Below are 13,266 nucleotides of genomic sequence, written 5' to 3'. Positions count from 1 at the left end.
GCGATGACGACCCACAGCACGCACAGCACAGACGTAAAGGTCCGGGAGCCGGTGGTGTTCACCGGCGGCCCGGCGGCGAGCGGCGGGCGGCGCCGTGGCGGCTCCCTCGCCACGCGCCGCACCCGGGCCGGATACGGCATGTCGGCGCCCGCGCTGCTCTTCCTCGGCGCGACCATGCTCTTCCCGCTCGTCTACAACCTCTGGACCTCGGTCCACCAGGTCGAGATCGGTGATCTGGTCACCGGCGACTGGGCGTTCAACGGGGCAGACAACTACGACGCGGTGGTCTCCGAGGGCGCCTTCTGGCACGCCGCCCGGATCTCCCTGCTGTTCACGGCCGGTTCGCTGGTCTTCCAGTTCACCATCGGCTTCGCGCTGGCGCTGCTGTTCGTACGGCAGTTCCCGCTGGCCGGGCTGTTCCGGGGGCTGATGCTGGTGGCGTGGCTGCTGCCGCCCATCGTCAGCGGCACCCTGTTCCGCTGGATGCTGGACGCCGACTCGGGCGCGTACAACGAACTGCTGCACACCGTCGGGCTGGACGCGCTGGCGCACAACTGGCTGACCGATCCGCACACCGCGCTGCCCGGTGTCATCGCCGCCAACGTGTGGGTGGGCGTGCCCTTCAACATGCTGCTGCTCCTCGTCGGGCTCCAGTCCATCGACCCCACCCTCTACGAGGCGGCGGCCATCGACGGCGCCGGTCCCTGGCAGCGGCTGCGCCATGTGACGCTGCCGCTGATGCGGCCGGTGGCGGCGGCGGTGCTGCTGCTCGGCCTGGTGTACACCTTCAAGGTCTTCGACCTGGTCTTCGTGCTGACCGGCGGCGGCCCCGTCGACTCCACGACCGTCCTCCCCCTCTACGTCTACCAGTCGGCGTTCAAGCTCTTCCAGCTCGGCCGGGGCGCGGCGGCGGGCACCCTGCTGCTGCTCGTACCGCTGGTGGTGGCCGTGCTGTACGTACGCAGGCTGCGCAAGGAAGGAGCCGCCGCATGACCCGGCCCCGCCGTCCCTGGCTGCTCACCCTGGTCGCGGGCGTCATCACCGCCTTCTTCCTGCTGCCGCTGTACTGGATGATCGCCACCTCGCTGAAGCGTCCCGACGAGGTGCTCAGTTCGCCGCCGCAGTGGTTTCCCACCCCGCTGAGCGGCGAGAGCTACGCACGGGCGCTGGACAAGCCGATGCTCGGGCAGGCGCTGCTCAACAGCGTCGCCATCTCGCTGGGCGTGGTGGCGCTGACCCTGGTGCTCGCCGTGCCGCTCACCTACGCCGTGGCGCGCATCCGGATGCGCGGCTCGGCGGCGATGGTGCTGTCCCTGCTGGTGGCGCAGCTGCTGCCGAGCATCGTGCTGGCCGCCCCGCTGTTCATCGTGCTCCGGGACGCCGGGCTGAACAACACCCTGCTGGGCCTGGTGATCGCGGACACCACCCTCACCCTGCCCTTCGCGGTGATCATTCTGCGGCCGCTGGTGCGCGCCATGCCCGCCGAGATCGAGGAGGCGGCACTGGTGGACGGCTGCGGACTCCCGGGGGTGCTGTGGCGGATCGTGCTGCCGGTGATGCGGCCGGGGCTGATCGCGGTCGGCGCCTTCTCCTTCCTGCTCGGCTGGGGCGAGTTCGTGTTCGGCATCACGGTGAACAGCGACCCCGAGGTCCAGCCGGTGACGGTGCTGCTCAACACGTTCGTCGGCCAGACCGGCACCGCGTGGGGGCCGCTGATGGCGGCCGCCACGATCGTCAGCGTGCCGGTGGTGTGCGTCTTCGCGATGCTCCAGCGGTTCATCGTCGGCGGGCTCACGGCCGGAAGCGTCAAATCCTGACGGGCCTTTCACCGCCGGTGGAGGCTCCATGACCAGCGGTACGTCCCCGCCCCCAGCCGGTAGCCGGGCAGGGTGTCCGGACCGCAGGACGCCGTGCCCAGACCGCGGTGCGCGGCGTCGAGGTGCACCACGCACCGCGGTCGGGGCACCAGTTCGTCGTGGTGGGTGGCGGCGGCCAGCTCGGCCGCACGGTGGCGGGTGACCGACACCTGCCGCGGCGCGTCCAGCCGTACCGCCAGCCCGCCGCCCGCGTCCGCCGACAGCAGCGAGAAGCGGCGCACCCCGTGCCGTCCCCCGCTCTCCTGTGGCCGGAGGTACGGGGTGAACAGCCGGTCCACCCGGACGCTGTGGTGTCCGACCGGCCCGCCCGCGCACCGGTCCGGGTACGTCTCCCAGGGGCCCTGGCCGTACCACTCCATGTGGTCGAGACCGCACACCGTTTCGAAGACCGTGCCCACGCGCGCGGCGTCGGTCAGCCCCTCGGGGAGGTCGGCCGTCTCCTCCACCAGCAGGCCGCCGTCGGGCAGCGGGGTGAAGACCTGGAGGTGTTCGACGGTGCCCGCGGCGGTGGGATACGCGCTGCGCACCAGGGTCCGGGCGCCGTCGCGGCCGACCGAGCGGGGTTGCCGTTCCAGCCGGTCGAGGCCCAGGGTGCGCCAGTGGTCGGCGGCGCCGCCCAGCAGATCGTTGTCGGTGGGCGCGCGCCACAGGCTGAGCACGGGCGGGGAGGTCAGCAGCGGATGGCGCAACAGCCCCTCGGCATCGACCGGGACGGCCGGGCCGGACGCGGCCACGGCGTTGAGCGCGGGCCGCTCGCGGAGCCGGATCTGCGGGGTGCACACCTCGGTGCCGCGCGGCGCCCAGGGCTCGTCGCCCCGGGTGGTGACCCGCAGCGTGAGCCATGCCTCGCCGCCGTCCGCGGGCAGCCGGTCCACCAGCTCGGGTGGCAGGGCGAGGCGCACCGACGCCCCGGGCGGGAGCGCGGAGGGCAGTGCCGCCGGGGCGGTGCGGGCGCCCGCGTCCTCCAGGGACAGCAGCCACTCGGCGGTCAGCCAGGACAGGTCGCGGAAGTGCTGCGCGTTGGTGAGGCGCACCGAGCCGTCCGGGGCGCGCGACAGCCGCAGGGGCGCGGCGAGTTCGCGGTGTTCGTACAGGGCGGGTTTCGGGGTGCGGTCGGGGAAGACCAGCCCGTCCGCGCAGAACGCGCCGTCGTTCGGGGTGTCGCCGAAGTCGCCGCCGTACGCCCAGCGGTAGCCCTCGGCGGCCACCCCGTGGGCGTACGCGCCCTCGCCGCCGCGGCCCGCCGGGCGGCCCGCGGTCCGCCCGGTGGTGCGCTGGAGCAGGCCGTGGTCCCAGAACTCCCAGATGAACCCGCCCTGGAGGCCCGGGGTGGCCTCGATGGCGGCCCAGTGGTCGGCGAGGGTGCCGTTGCTGTTGCCCATGGCGTGCGAGTACTCGCACAGGATGAGCGGTTTGGTCTGCTCGCCGGAGGTGGCGTGCGCGGTGATCTCGTCCAGCGAGGCGTACATCGGGCAGAGGATGTCGCTCGCGACATCCGTCGAGGCCCAGCCGGTCTTGGCCGCTCCCTCGTACTGGAGCGGGCGGGTCGGGTCGTAGCGGCGCAGCCACCCGGCGGCCGCGTCGTGGTTGGCGCCGTAGTCGCTCTCGTTGCCCAGCGACCAGATGATGACGCTCGGGTGGTTCTTGTCCCGGAGCACCATGCGCGCGACCCGGTCGGTGAAGGCGGCCAGGTAGCGCGGATCGTCGGCGATCTCATGGGCGTGGTCATGGCTTTCGATGTCCGCCTCGTCCACCAGGTAGAGACCGAGTTCATCGGCGAGGTCGAGGAGCGCGGGATCGTTGGGGTAGTGCGAGGTGCGGACGGCGTTGAAGCCGTAGCGCTTGATGGTCTCCAGGTCGGCGCGCATCTCCGCGGGTGTGACCGTACGCCCGGTGAGCGGGTGGAAATCGTGCCGGTTGACGCCCCGGATGAACACCCGCTCGCCGTTGACCAGCAGGCCCCGACCCACGATCGCGACGGTGCGGAACCCCACGCGGTGGTGCGAGGTGTCGGCGGTCGACCCGTCGGGGCGGTGCAGCCGTACGGTGAGCCCGTACAGCTCGGGCGTCTCGGCGGACCAGGTGCGGACCCCGGGCACGGCCGCCCGCAGCCGTGCCTCGCCGAGGAAGTCCGACACCCGCCCCTCCTCGGCGCGGCGGGCCGCGTACTCCCCGTCCACGGCCAGCTCCCCGACCCCGTCGAGGTGTGCCGAGACCCGCCATCCGGCGGGCAGCGCGCCGTCCGCCGAGCGCACCTGGACGTCGACCCGCAGCCGCCCGTCCGCCGGGGCGGTGACCCTCACATCGGCCAGGTGCAGCGGATCGGTGGCGTACACGAGGACCGGCCGGGTGATGCCGCCGTGCCACCACTGGTCCTGGTCCTCGATGTGCGAGGCGTCGGACCACTTCACCACCGTCAGCCGCAGGGTGTCGGTCGCCCCGGGGCGTACCGCGTGGCTGATGTCGAACTCGCTCGCGAGGTGGGAGTCCTTGCCGATGCCCACCGGGCGGCCGCCCACCTCGGCGAGCAGCACGCTCTCCGCGGCGCCCACTTGGAGGACGATGCGGCGGCCCGCCCATGCGGCCGGGATGTGGAACTCCCGCTCGTGCACTCCGGTGGGGTTGTCGGCGGGCGGGTGCGGTGGGTACTCCGGCCACGGCATCCGCCAGTTGGTGTACCGCGGGATGTCGCCGGTGTCCTGCGTCGTCCAGGGGCCGGGGACCTCCAGCCTCGTCCAGGTGTCGCGGGGCGGAGCGGTGGGGGTGGGCAGCAGCTGGAAGCGCCACGGGCCGTCCAGGGAGAGGCTGCCCGGCCTGCGGTCGACCGCGTGCATCGGCAGTCGGCGCCAGGAGGTCAGCTCGGGGGACTCCCACGGCCGCAGCTCTCCCCACGGGGAGGGGCGTACGGACATCAGCGGATCGCGCCCTTGCCGAGGTCCGCCATGATCTGCCGGGCGCCGATGAAGAACACCACGAGCAGGGGGAGCAGCGCGAGCAGGGCCCCGGCCATCACCATGCCGTAGTCGGTGGTGCCGTGGACGCTGTTGAGCTGGGACAGCGCGACCTGGAGCGTCACGTGGTCGGGGTTGATCAGCGCGATCAGCGGCCAGGCGTAGTCGTTCCACTGGCCCATGAAGGTGAAGATGCCGAGGAAGGCGAGGCCCGGCCGGACCACGGGCAGCGCCACGTGCCAGTACTGCCGCAGGAAGCCGCAGCCGTCGAGCCGGGAGGAGTCCATCAGCTCGTCGTGGATGGCGCCCTTCATGTACTGGCGCATCCAGAAGATGCCGAACGCGTTGGCCGCGGCCGGGACGACCAGGGCGGTGAGGGAGCCGATCCAGCCCAGCTTCGCCATGATGACGAACTGCGGGATGGCCTGGAGCTGGGCGGGCACCATGAAGATGCCCATCATCAGGACGAACAGCAGCCTGCGGCCGGGGAATTCGTACTTGGCGAAGACGAAGGCCGCGAGCGAGTCGAAGAAGAGCACCAGGAAGGTCACGGAGACCGCGACGATCAGGGTGTTGGCCATCGAGCCGAAGAAGGCGATGTTCTGGAAGAGGTGGTGGACGTTCTCCAGGAAGTGCGAGCCGGGCAGCAGCTTCGGCGGGAAGGAGAAGATCTCGGTCGACGTGCGGGTCGACATGACGATGGTCCAGTAGAAGGGGAAGAGCGAGACCAGCACTCCGGCGATGAGCGAGAGGTGGAGGGTCAGCCCTCGGGCGCGTGTGCCCTTCATGCCTTTCACGACGGTCTCCTACGCGTTGTCCTTGCGCTGCACCAGGCGCCAGTTGATGATCGAGAAGAGCGCGACGACGAGGAAGATGGCCCAGGCGATCGCGGCGCCGTAGCCGAAGTCGTTGTTGTCGAAGCTCTGCTGGAAGAAGTAGAGGACCATCGTCTGGCCGGAGTTGCCGGGGCCGCCCGCGAAGGTCGAGGTGTTGTTGGTGTTGGAGAGCAGCACCTGGGGTTCGGTGAAGCTCTGTAGCCCGGTCACGGTCGAGACGATGAGGGCGAAGAGGATGATCGGCCGCATCATCGGCACGGTGATGCGGAAGAAGGTCTGCACCGGTCCCGCGCCGTCCACGCGGGCGGCCTCGTACAGCTCGCCTGGGATGGTCTGGAGCCCGGCGAGGAAGATCAGCGCGTTGTAGCCGGTCCACTGCCAGGTCATCAGCACGGCGATGGCGACCTTGATGCCCCACGCGGAGTTCAGCCAGGCCACCTGGTCCAGTCCGAGGCCCTGCAACACGGCGTTGGCCAGGCCGAAGTTGGTGGAGAACACCGAGGAGAAGATGATCGCGACGGCGACGACGGAGGTGACGTTCGGCAGGAAGTAGGCGACGCGGTAGAACTGCTTGAAGCGGACCGCCGAGTTGAGCATCACCGCGGTGACCAGCGCGATGAAGAGCATCGGCAGGGTGGCCATGGCCCAGATGGTCAGGGTGTTGGTGAGGGAGTGCCAGAACTGGGCGTCGCCGAGCAGATAGCGGTACTGCGACAGCCCGGCGTACTCCATCGGCCCCAGACCGTCCCAGCGGTGGAACGAGAGATAGAGGGAGTAGCCCACCGGGATGAGGCCGAAGCCGAGGAAGAGCAGGTAGAACGGGGAGAGCGCGAGGTAGAGCCGCCAGTATCCGAGGATGGAGCGGGGCTTGTGGCGCGCGTGGGCGGCCTTCGTGCCGCTCCGGGCGGCGGGCGGGGCACCGAGGCCGGGCACGGCGGTCATATCAGCACCCCCATGTGCTCCGCTATGCGTCGGCACTTGCTCATGGCGTCCTTCCATGCCCGGTCGGGGTTCTTGTCGAGCGCGTTCACCGCGCGCAGTTGGTCGGAGAGGACCTGGTCCAGGGTGTAGTCATAGGGGCTGTGGTAGGCGACCGGGACCTTCTCGGCCGCCGGGCCGAAGACGTCGATGGTGACTTGGCCGCCGAAGAACGGGTCCGGCGCGCGCATCGCCTTCTGCCGGTACGAGGCGGGGGTGGACGGGAAGAGGGTGGCGTCCGTGAAACCGCGGGCCTGGTTGGCGGGGTTCACCAGCCACGTGATGATCTGATAGGCCTGCTCGGGTTCCCGGCAGTACTTGGTGATGGCGAGGAAGGAGCCGCCGTTGTTGGCGGCGCCACCGGGCATGGCGGCCACCCGCCACTTGCCGCTGGTCTTCGGCACGGTCAGCTTGAGATCCCCGGCCGCCCAGGAGGCCCCGAGCTGGCTGGGCAACAGGCCCTTCTCGATCGCCGCGTTGGAGTCCGGCGTACCGGACTGGTACTTCGAGCACAGCCCGCGCCGGTACGCCTCGATCGCGGTGGCCCAGGCGCGGCGCACATGCTCGTGGTCGCCGATGAAGTGCCCCTCCTCGTCGACGTACCGCTTGGTGCTCTGCGCGAGCATGTACTGGTAGACCGTGAGCGCGTCGATGAGCAGATAGGCGCCCCGGACCTTCCGCTTCAGCCGCTCGCCCGCCGCGAGGTAGGCGTCCCAGGTGTTCATCTCCCTGGCGACGTCGGCGGGGTCCGTGGGCAGTCCGGCCCGATCGAACACGGCGGGCATGTAGTAGTGGGCGACCGGGCCGGTGTCGATGGGGAAGCCGACCATGCGGCCGTCGGGGGTGCAGCCCTCGGCCCACTTCCAGGGCAGGTACCGGTCCTTGAGCTTCTCCGCGCCGAGGGTGCGCAGATCGACGAACTGTCCGGCGTTCGGGAGGTACGAGGCCATGTCCTCGCCCTTGAGGCCGGTGATGTCGGGGACGTACGAGCGGCCGGCCATCGTGGTCAGCAGCTTGGACTTGAAGTAGCCGCCGATCTGGGCCGGCTTCAGCGAGACGCCCGTGAAGCGCCTCCTGGCATCGGCGACGACCTTGTCGCTGAGCCCGCCGGTCCAGTACCAGAGGGTCATGTCGCGGCCCGTGGAACCGCTCGGTACCGAGCAGCCCGCCGTGGTGCCACCGAGCGTCGCGGCCGCCGTGGTGGCCAGCCCAGCGCGCAGCAGCCCTCTCCGGGAGAGGTGCACCGCTCCCACCGCCCTTCAAATGTGTGCAAGGTATGGCACGGAATCGTGCGCTCCTCAATCAGAAAGAGCAATAGTTGAGCAGAAGCAAGCATAGAAATGATTGAGAATGACGAGTACTGTGCACGGCGTGCTGGCTGAGCGACGACATCAGATGATCTTGCGAGCGCTGCGTTCCGGTGGACCGGCCGCCGTGGCGGACCTCTCCGCCCAGCTGAACGTGAGCGCCGCGACCATCCGCCGCGATCTGCTGAAGCTGGAGGAGGAGGGGCTGCTCACCCGGGTGCACGGCGGCGCGGTCGTGGAGGGCGGCGACCAGCCCTTCGCCGAGGTCGCCGAGGTGCGGGTGGCGGACAAGGACGCCATAGCGGTCCGGGCCGCCGAGCTGGTCGAGGACGGGCAGACCGTGCTGCTGGACATCGGCACCACCGCCTATCGCCTCGCCCGGCAGCTGCACGGCCGCAGACTGACCGTGATCACCAGCAATCTGGTGGTCTACGAGGAGCTGGCCGAGGACACCGCCATCGAGCTGGTGCTGCTCGGCGGGGTGCTCCGGCGCGAGTACCGCTCGCTGGTCGGCTTCCTCACCGAGGACAACCTGCGCCAGCTGCACGCCGACTGGCTCTTCCTGGGCACCAGCGGCGTCCGCCCCGGCGGTCAGGTCATGGACACCACGGTCGTCGAGGTCCCGGTCAAGCGGGCCATGATCGCGGCCTGTGACCGGGTGGTGCTCCTCGCCGACGCGGCCAAGTTCCCGGGCACCGGGATGGCCAAGGTGTGCGACCCCGGCGACCTCGACGCCGTGGTGACCAATGCCCCCTCGACCCTGCCGGCCTGCGCCGCGTTCGAGGAGGCCGGAGTGGAAGTGGTGCGGATATGAAACTCACGATCCTCGGCGGCGGCGGATTCCGGGTGCCGCTGGTGTACGGGGCGCTGCTCGGCGATCACGCGGAGGGCCGCGTCACCGAGGTCACCCTGCACGACTTGGACCCCGCCCGGCTCGCGGCCGTCGCCCGGGTGCTCGGCGAGCAGGCCGACGGCATACCCGACGCCCCCGCCCTGACCGTCACCACCGATCTGGACGAGGCGCTGCGCGGCGCCGCGTTCGTCTTCTCCGCGATCCGCGTCGGCGGCCTGGAGGGCCGGGCGACCGATGAGCGGATCGCCCTGGACGAGGGCGTTCTCGGTCAGGAGACGGTCGGCGCCGGGGGCATCGCGTACGGGCTGCGCACCGTGCCCGTCGCCACGGAGATCGCGCGGCGCATCGCCCGGCTCGCGCCCGACGCCTGGGTCATCAACTTCACCAACCCGGCCGGGCTCGTCACCGAGGCCATGTCCCGCCACCTCGGCGACCGGGTCATGGGCATCTGCGACACCCCAGTGGGGCTGGGCCGGCGCGTCGCCCGCGTCCTCGGCGCCGATCCGGACCGGGTGTGGATCGACTACGTCGGGCTCAACCACCTCGGCTGGCTGCGGGCCCTGCGGATCGACGGGCGCGACGAGCTGCCGCGGCTGCTGGCCGACGACACCGCCCTCGGCTCGTTCGAGGAGGGCAGGCTGTTCGGCGGCGAGTGGCTGCGCGCGCTCGGCGCGATCCCCAACGAATACCTGCACTACTACTACTTCAACCGCGAGGCGGTGCGCGCCTGCCAGGAGGCCAAGCAGACCCGCGGGGCGTTCCTCCGCGACCAGCAGGCGGTGTTCTACGAGGCGATGCGCGACCCCGCCGCCCCGCCGCTGGCCACCTGGGACCACACCCGCGCCGAGCGCGAGGCCACCTACATGTCCGAGAACCGGGAGGCGGCGGGCGCCGGTGAGCGCGACACCCACGACCGGGAGTCCGGCGGCTACGAGCAGGTGGCGCTCGCCCTGATGCGCGCCATCGCCCGCGACGAGCGCGCCACGCTGATCCTCAACGTGCGCAACGGCGCCACCCTGGGCGTCCTGGACACGGACGCGGTCATCGAGGTGCCCTGCCTGGTCGACGGATGCGGTGCCCGCCCCGTGTCCGTCGCTCCCCTCCCCCACCACGCCACCGGCCTGGTGTGTGCCGTCAAGGCCGTCGAACGCGAGGTCATGGCCGCCGCCGAGAGCGGTTCGCGCGCCACCGCGGCCAAGGCGTTCGCGCTCCATCCGCTCGTGGACTCGGTGACCGTCGCCCGCCGTCTCGTCGACGGCTACGCGAGCGGGCACCCCGGCCTCGCGTATCTGAACCGGAAGTAGGAACCGCGTCATGCACGATGAACGCCGCCGTATCGAGGAGCGCGTCGAGCGCGTCCTGAAGCAGCGCATCCAGCCGGCCGTCCACGCCGCGACCGTGCCCCTCACCCTCGAGGCGTGGCAGGTGCCCGACGAGCCGGTGCCGTTCGCGGAGGCCGCGGCCGCCCCGTACGAGCCGTTCGCCATCGGCACTCCGTGGGGGCCGCCGTGGGGCACCACCTGGTTCCGGGCCCGGGGCGAGGTGCCGGACGCGTGGGCGGGGCGGCGGGTCGAGGCCGTCTTCGACCTGGGCTTCGTCGGCGACTGGCCGGGCAACCAGGCCGAGGCGCTGGTCCACACCCTGGACGGCAGCCCGCTGAAGGCCGTCAATCCGCAGAACCAGTACGTGGCCGTGGCCCGTCCGGCCGAGGGCGGCGAGCAGATCGCGTACCTCATCGAGGCGGCCTCCAACCCCGACATCCTGGCGGACGACTTCGCCGCCCCGACCCCGCTGGGCGACAAGCTCACCGCGGGCCGCGCCCCGCTGTACACCTTCGCCCGCGCCGACCTCGCGGTGCTGGACGAGAACGTCTGGCACCTCGCCCTGGACCTCGCGGTGCTCCGCGAACTGATGCTGGAGCTGGACGAACACCAGCCGCGCCGCCACGAGATCGCGCACGCCATCGACCGCGCGCTGGGACGGCTCGACCTGGAGGACGTGTCCGGCACCGCCGCCGCCGTGCGCGACGCGCTGCGCGGTGTCCTGGAACGCCCCGCGCACGCCTCCGCCCACACCGTGTCGGCCGTCGGCCACGCCCACATCGACTCCGCGTGGCTGTGGCCGATCCGCGAGACCAAGCGCAAGACCTCGCGCACCTTCTCCAATGTCACGGCGCTGGCCGCCGAGTACCCCGAGTTCATCTTCGCCTGCTCGCAGGCGCAGCAGTACGCATGGGTGAAGGAGGGATATCCGCAGGTCTGGGAGCGGATCCAGGAGGCGGTACGGGCCGGGCAGTGGGCGCCGGTCGGCGGCATGTGGGTCGAGGCGGACGGCAACCTGCCCGGCGGCGAGGCCATGGCCCGCCAGCTGGTGCACGGCAAGCGCTTCTTCCTGGACGAGTTCGGCATCGAGACCAAGGGCGTGTGGCTGCCGGACTCCTTCGGCTACAACGCGTGCTTCCCGCAGCTGGCGCGGCTCGCCGGAAACGAGTGGTTCCTGACCCAGAAGCTCTCCTGGAACCAGACCAACAAGCTCCCCCACCACACCTTCTGGTGGGAGGGGCTCGACGGCTCCCGGATCTTCACCCACTTCCCGCCGGTGGACACCTACAACGCGGAGTTCTCCGGCCAGGAGATGGCGCACGCGGTCCGCAACTACGCCGACAAGGGGCGCGGTACGCGCTCGCTGGCGCCGTTCGGGCACGGCGACGGGGGCGGCGGCCCCACCCGCGAGATGCTGGAGCGGGCGCGTCGGCTGGCCGATCTGGAGGGCTCGGCGAAGGTCGTCATCGAGCACCCGGACGACTTCTTCGCCGCCGCGCGCGCCGAGTACCCGGACGCTCCCGTGTGGTCCGGGGAGCTGTATCTGGAGCTGCACCGCGCCACGTACACCTCCCAGGCACGCACCAAGCAGGGAAACCGGCGCAGCGAGCATCTGCTGCGCGAGGCCGAGCTGTGGGCGACGGCGGCCGCGCTGCGGGCGCCCGGTTACGCGTATCCGTACGAGCGGCTCGACCGGCTGTGGAAGACGGTGCTGCTGCACCAGTTCCACGACATCCTGCCGGGCTCGTCCATCGCCTGGGTGCACCGGGAGGCGGAGGCGGAGTACGCGAGGGTGGCGGCGGAGCTGACGGAGATCACCTCCTCGGCCCTGAAGGCGCTGGGCGCTCTGGGTGCTCCGGATGCTCCGGGTGCTCCGGGTGCGGAGCCGGGTGGCGGAGACGCCCGCCCGCATGTGTACAACGCCAGTCCGCGTCCCCGCGCCGAGGTCATCGCCGTGCCCGCGGGCACGGCCGACGGGCAGCCGCTCTCCGACGGCCGCGTCGCCGTCCACACCGAGGTCCCCGCGTCCGGCAGCGCTCCGCTCGCCACGGGCTCGGACCCGGGGTATGTCGTTGTCGGCGACCGGGTGCTCGACAACGGCCTCATCCGCCTCGAACTGGCCGAGAACGGCACGCTCGCCTCCTTGCGCGACCTCACCGCCGACCGCGAGGTCTTCGCCCCGGGCGCCCCCGGCAATCTGCTCCGGCTGCACACCGACCTCCCCAACTGCTGGGACGCCTGGGACGTCGACAAGCACTACCAGCAGCGCTACACCGACCTCCTCGACGCCGAGTCGGTCACCGTCGCCGAGAAGGGCCCGCTGCTCGGTGCGCTGCGCGTCGAGCGCGCCTTCGGCAAGGGCTCGCGGATCGTCCAGACGCTCACGGTCCGGGCGGGCAGCCGCCGTATCGACATCGCCACCGACATCGACTGGCACGAATCCGAGAAGCTCCTCAAGGCGGCCTTCCCCTTCGACATCCACGCCGACCGCTCCACCGCGGAGATCCAGTTCGGCCACGTCCACCGCCCGACGCACACCAACACCAGCTGGGAGGCAGCCCGGTTCGAGGTGTACGGCCACCGGTGGGTGCACGTGGGCGAGCCCGGTTACGGGGTCGCGGTGCTGGGCGACGCCACGTACGGGCACGATGTGTCCCGTACGACGCGCGAGGGCGGCGGCACGACGACCACGGTGCGGCTCAGCCTGGTGCGCGCCCCGCGCATCCCCGACCCGGAGGCGGACCAGGGCAGGCACCGCTTCACGTACGCCCTGCTCCCCGGCGCCACCGTGCAGGACGCGATCGCCGAGGGGTACGCGCTCAACCTCCCCCTGCGGGTGGCCGACGCCCGCACCGCCCCCGCCCCGCTGATCACCACGGACGGCCCGGCCGCCGCCATCGAGGCGGTCAAACCGGCCGACGACCGCTCCGGCGATGTCGTGGTGCGGCTCTACGAATCGCTCGGCGGCCGCACCGTCACCACCCTCCGCCCGGACTTCGCGCACACCGGGGCCACGGTCGTGGACCTCCTGGAGCGACCGGCCGAAGACGCCCAGCCGGTCACCGTGCACGAGGACGGCGGCGTCACCGTGTCCTTGCGCCCCTTCCAGATCCTCACCCTCCGGTTCACCAGGAGCTGAGCG

At 71.4% G+C, this 13,266-nt stretch carries 9 protein-coding genes; 5 read left to right on the top strand and 4 right to left on the bottom strand.

Features of this window, described 5'->3' with window-relative positions:
* Nucleotides 1–3: 3 nt before the first annotated feature.
* Both HYQ63_RS40405 and HYQ63_RS40400 read left to right on the top strand, forming a co-directional pair.
* Entirely contained in the window at nt 4–993 is a 990-nt protein-coding gene (locus HYQ63_RS40405) for a carbohydrate ABC transporter permease (protein ID WP_179938924.1), read from the top strand.
* Nucleotides 990–1,817, top strand: a complete 828-nt coding sequence (locus HYQ63_RS40400) for a carbohydrate ABC transporter permease (RefSeq protein ID WP_179938922.1) — start codon at nt 990–992, stop codon at nt 1,815–1,817. The genes HYQ63_RS40405 and HYQ63_RS40400 overlap by 4 nt, the downstream gene beginning before the upstream one ends.
* A gap of 8 nt (nt 1,818–1,825) precedes the next feature.
* Here HYQ63_RS40400 and HYQ63_RS40395 read toward each other — a convergent pair whose 3' ends face one another.
* The 4 genes from HYQ63_RS40395 to HYQ63_RS40380 are packed head-to-tail and all read right to left on the bottom strand — an operon-like array spanning nt 1,826 to nt 7,886.
* Nucleotides 1,826–4,789 (bottom strand): glycoside hydrolase family 2 TIM barrel-domain containing protein, encoded by a 2,964-nt coding sequence (locus HYQ63_RS40395; RefSeq protein ID WP_179938920.1) that lies wholly within the window; start codon nt 4,787–4,789, stop codon nt 1,826–1,828.
* Entirely contained in the window at nt 4,789–5,616 is an 828-nt protein-coding gene (locus HYQ63_RS40390) for a carbohydrate ABC transporter permease (protein WP_257232477.1), read from the bottom strand. Before HYQ63_RS40390 ends, HYQ63_RS40395 begins: the two co-directional genes overlap by 1 nt.
* Nucleotides 5,617–5,634: 18 nt before the next feature.
* Nucleotides 5,635–6,606 carry a carbohydrate ABC transporter permease gene (locus HYQ63_RS40385; protein WP_179938916.1) on the bottom strand — a complete coding sequence of 324 codons (972 nt, stop codon included), beginning with the start codon at nt 6,604–6,606 and terminating at the stop codon, nt 5,635–5,637.
* The gene (locus HYQ63_RS40380; RefSeq protein WP_179938914.1) at nt 6,603–7,886 is read right to left on the bottom strand and encodes an ABC transporter substrate-binding protein; all 1,284 of its coding nucleotides are present in this window, start codon (nt 7,884–7,886) and stop codon (nt 6,603–6,605) included. The genes HYQ63_RS40385 and HYQ63_RS40380 overlap by 4 nt, the downstream gene beginning before the upstream one ends.
* Before the next feature lie 127 nt (nt 7,887–8,013).
* Here HYQ63_RS40380 and HYQ63_RS40375 point away from each other — a divergent pair, with 127 nt between their 5' ends.
* From HYQ63_RS40375 to HYQ63_RS40365, 3 genes are read left to right on the top strand one after another with little or no spacing between them, the layout of a single operon-like run.
* Nucleotides 8,014–8,763, top strand: a complete 750-nt coding sequence (locus HYQ63_RS40375) for a DeoR/GlpR family DNA-binding transcription regulator (RefSeq protein ID WP_179941036.1) — start codon at nt 8,014–8,016, stop codon at nt 8,761–8,763.
* On the top strand, nt 8,760–10,106 hold the full coding sequence (locus tag HYQ63_RS40370; RefSeq protein WP_179938912.1) for a 6-phospho-beta-glucosidase: 1,347 nt from the start codon (nt 8,760–8,762) through the stop codon (nt 10,104–10,106). Before HYQ63_RS40375 ends, HYQ63_RS40370 begins: the two co-directional genes overlap by 4 nt.
* Nucleotides 10,107–10,116: 10 nt before the next feature.
* On the top strand, nt 10,117–13,263 hold the full coding sequence (locus HYQ63_RS40365; RefSeq protein ID WP_179938910.1) for a glycoside hydrolase family 38 C-terminal domain-containing protein: 3,147 nt from the start codon (nt 10,117–10,119) through the stop codon (nt 13,261–13,263).
* The last annotated feature ends 3 nt before the right edge of the window (nt 13,264–13,266 follow it).

The organism is Streptomyces sp. Rer75 (assembly GCF_013414305.1).
GTDB lineage: Bacteria > Actinomycetota > Actinomycetes > Streptomycetales > Streptomycetaceae > Streptomyces > Streptomyces himastatinicus.
Note: the sequence above shows the minus strand (reverse complement) of the source record. Positions and strands in the feature narration are given on the sequence as shown.

Bases quoted from the DNA above. Each gene is read 5' to 3' on its own strand.
- HYQ63_RS40370 (WP_179938912.1), top strand. From the start codon at position 8,760: ATGAAACTCACGATCCTCGGCGGCGGCGGATTCCGGGTGCCGCTGGTG.
- HYQ63_RS40395 (WP_179938920.1), bottom strand. From the start codon at position 4,789: ATGTCCGTACGCCCCTCCCCGTGGGGAGAGCTGCGGCCGTGGGAGTCC.
- HYQ63_RS40365 (WP_179938910.1), top strand. From the start codon at position 10,117: ATGCACGATGAACGCCGCCGTATCGAGGAGCGCGTCGAGCGCGTCCTG.
- HYQ63_RS40405 (WP_179938924.1), top strand. From the start codon at position 4: ATGACGACCCACAGCACGCACAGCACAGACGTAAAGGTCCGGGAGCCG.
- HYQ63_RS40390 (WP_257232477.1), bottom strand. From the start codon at position 5,616: ATGAAGGGCACACGCGCCCGAGGGCTGACCCTCCACCTCTCGCTCATC.
- HYQ63_RS40400 (WP_179938922.1), top strand. From the start codon at position 990: ATGACCCGGCCCCGCCGTCCCTGGCTGCTCACCCTGGTCGCGGGCGTC.
- HYQ63_RS40385 (WP_179938916.1), bottom strand. From the start codon at position 6,606: ATGACCGCCGTGCCCGGCCTCGGTGCCCCGCCCGCCGCCCGGAGCGGC.